This is a genomic window from Frankia sp. AiPs1 (assembly GCF_023716945.1).
Classification (GTDB): Bacteria; Actinomycetota; Actinomycetes; order Frankiales; family Frankiaceae; genus Frankia.
This window is the reverse complement of record NZ_JAMQQF010000677.1, coordinates 1-2,903: the sequence shown is the minus strand read 5'-3', so window position 1 is coordinate 2,903 and position 2,903 is coordinate 1. Positions and strand designations below refer to the sequence as shown.

Genomic DNA, 2,903 nt, shown 5'->3' with positions numbered 1-2,903 from the left:
GGTTCGGCCACGGGCGCCGCGAGCACCCCGGCACCCGCGAACTCGCCTGCGGCCCCACCTGGCGGCGCGACCGGCACGGCCGGCACCTCGCTGAGGATCCCGAGGCTGGAGGCCGCCAGCCGGATGCCCACCGCGACGATCGAGGCACCGGCGGCGTCGATCGACGTCTCGGAGTGGGCCCGCTTGCCGACCCGCAACGCCGACTGGAACAGCCCCGACAGCGCGCTGCCCGCGACCCCGGCCGACTGCCCGGCCCGGAACGCCCCGCGCACCTGCCCGAGGATCTGCGACTCGCCGACGAGCATCGAGTCCAACCCACAGACCACGGAGAACAGGTGGCCGACCGCGCGGGCGTCGTGGTGGACATACAGATGGCCGGCCAGATCACCGAGATCGATCCCGCAGATCCGGCTGAGCTGGTCGGAGATGTCGGCCACACCGCCGTGGAAGGTCTCGACGTCGGCGTAGATCTCGGTCCGGTTGCAGGTCGAGAGCACGACCGCCTCGGTGACGTGCGCCGCGGCGACGAGATCGTGCAGGACCTTCGGGGTGTCGTCGCCGGACACCGACGCCTGCTCGAGCAGCGAGGTCGGGGCGGTCCGGTGGTTGAGGCCCACCACCAGCAGGCTCACGACACCCCACCCCCCGCCAGACCCTGCGTGAATCCCCCGGCCAGACCCCACCGACGGTTGCCGGCGAGCAGTGCCTGCGCACCCGGTGGGGTGCCGCGGGTCGGCGGGGACGGCTCACCGACATGGGCCCGGTGCGGTGCCGGTTGCCCGGCCCGGCTCTCCGGAACCGGCCCGACCTGACGAACCGCCTGCGCCGGCCGCGTCTGTCCCACCTGACGAGTCACCCGCACGACCTCATCCGTCTCGGTCCTCATCCTGTCTGTTCGAGGCGTCGGCCCAGCCGGGAACGGCAGCCCGCTCCTGCCCACCGCGAGGGACGTCTCGCCGCCGCGCCCCGGGATCTCACCCGCCGACACCTCACCGACCGGCACCTGACGCACCGGCACCTCGGCAACCGGCACCTCGGCAACCGGCACCTCAGCAACCGGCACCTCAGCGACCGGCACCTGACGGGCCGAGCGCCCCTCCGCCGCGGGCCCGACGGAGGGAAGGCCAGGAGGTGCTTGGCGGGCCCGGTCGGGCCAGCCGCCAGACGGCGAAGCCCCGCCGGGGCTCGCCGCGGCGTCGGAGAGCGTGGGCCCGCCGGGCGACCCCTCGGGCGGCGATGGACGCTTGCGCGCCTCATGAAACGAGAGGATCTGAAGTTCCACGGCGAGGTCGACCTTACGCACGTCTACCCCTTCCGGCACCGACAGCACCGTGGGGGCGAAGTTGAGAATGCTCGTGACCCCCGCGGCGACCAGCCGGTCACACACCTGTTGCGCCGCGGCCGCCGGAGTGCAGATCACTCCGATCGTGACCGCACAATCGGCGATGACCCGCTCCAGCTCGTCAACGGGACGGACGATCACCGCGCCGACCCGTTCGCCGACCCGGTCCGGATCCGCATCGACCAGAGCCACGATACGGAAGCCGCGGGCATGGAACCCGCCGTATCCGGCCAGGGCGTGACCGAGGTTGCCGACGCCGACGAGCACCACCGAGCGGTCCTCGGTGAGGCCGAGCTTCGCGGCGATGCAGTCGAGCAGGACGTCGACCTCGTAACCGACGCCCCGCGTCCCGTAGGAGCCAAGGTGGGACAGGTCCTTACGGACCTTCGCCGGGGTGACGCCGGCGGCGGCGGCCAGGGTGTCCGAGGACACAGTGTGAACCCCGCCCTCCGCGAGCGTGCTCAGTACCCGGAGGTAAAGGGGCAGCCGGGCGACCGTGGCCTCCGGCACCACGGAGCGGCCGGACTGAGGTTCACTGCGGGCTCGTCGCCGGATCACCGCTGGGCGACGCCGGGGCTGGCTCATCCGCGGCTCCGATCTGCGGGCGCGCGTCGCCGCCCGGAGCTGTGGGCCCGAATCCGTGGCCCCGCCGGCCCTCCGCATGCGGTTGCCGGCGGCACAAGTCGGCTGTCGACGGGCAGTGTACGACTTCGTGAAGGGATTCACGAAGTGCCGGGGAGAGCCCGACCAGCGGATCAGCGACCCCCGCCGAAACGCAAGGACCACCGGCGTCCAGCCAGCGCCCGCCGCAGTCGGTCCTCCTCAACCCGCCAGTAACCGTGCTCCTGGCCGTCGACCAGGATGACCGGCACTCGGTCGCCGAACTCGTCGGCCAACCGCGGATCGGCATCGACGTCCGCCTCGCGCCACCCGACCCGCTCCTGCTCCGCCACCCGCACGATCGCGGCCCGCGCGGTGTCACACAGATGACAGCCCACCCGGGTGAGCAGGGTGATCCGTGCGCTCCCGGCGCCGGGCTCCGCCGGTCCCGCCCCGTCCTCGTCCATGACCCGATGGTAAGTCCGGCACGCGGCGCCTTCCGGTGGTCGCGACGGAGGCCGGGCCGGAGGCCGGGACGGGCACGGCCTCGATCTACGACTGCCGCGCGTTCGTCTTGCGGCTACACTCAGCTACCTGCGCCCTCACGTGCACCGGGCCTGCCGGCCCGTCCTGTCGCGACTGCATCCTCCGGAGCCGGGCTGTGACCGACTGCACGCTCGCCGACCTCGCCGCCGGCCTCGCCGCGGTGCGGCGTGGTCCGGGCGCGTGGGCGCGGCCGCCGGTCCCCCTGCTGCCCACCGGCGCACAGGTCCGCGCCACCCTGAGCCGCTTCTGGCCAGAGATCATGGCCGTGACCGCGCCGCTGCCGGCGGCCGGGCCGACCATCGAGACGCCGCCCCTGCCAGGCGGGGCTGGTGGGACTGGTGGGACAGCACCGCCCGCACCTGCGCACCCACCCGCCGAAGCCGATGCCGTCCGGGTGGACCCCGCGGCCCGCCGC

The 2,903-nt window shown here is 73.6% G+C and carries 1 protein-coding gene and 3 pseudogenes; 1 reads left to right on the top strand and 3 read right to left on the bottom strand.

Features of this window, described 5'->3' with window-relative positions; all coding sequences use genetic code 11:
- The 3 genes and pseudogenes from ND748_RS29265 to ND748_RS29255 all read right to left on the bottom strand — a co-directional run.
- Positions 1 to 632 (bottom strand): annotated as a pseudogene (locus ND748_RS29265) (glutamyl-tRNA reductase); the annotation flags it as partial.
- 595 nt (positions 633 to 1,227) lie between these two features.
- Positions 1,228 to 1,927, bottom strand: a pseudogene (locus ND748_RS35185) (redox-sensing transcriptional repressor Rex); the annotation flags it as partial.
- Between the two features lie 170 nt (positions 1,928 to 2,097).
- The gene (locus tag ND748_RS29255; RefSeq protein ID WP_251749423.1) at positions 2,098 to 2,409 is read right to left on the bottom strand and encodes a glutaredoxin family protein; all 312 of its coding nucleotides are present in this window, start codon (positions 2,407 to 2,409) and stop codon (positions 2,098 to 2,100) included.
- Positions 2,410 to 2,603: 194 nt separating this feature from the next.
- On the opposite strand from ND748_RS29255, the pseudogene ND748_RS29250 reads away from it, so the two are divergent.
- Positions 2,604 to 2,903: pseudogene (locus ND748_RS29250) on the top strand (RNA polymerase subunit sigma-24); the annotation flags it as partial.

Bases quoted from the DNA above. Each gene is read 5' to 3' on its own strand.
- ND748_RS29255 (WP_251749423.1), bottom strand. From the start codon at position 2,409: ATGGACGAGGACGGGGCGGGACCGGCGGAGCCCGGCGCCGGGAGCGCA.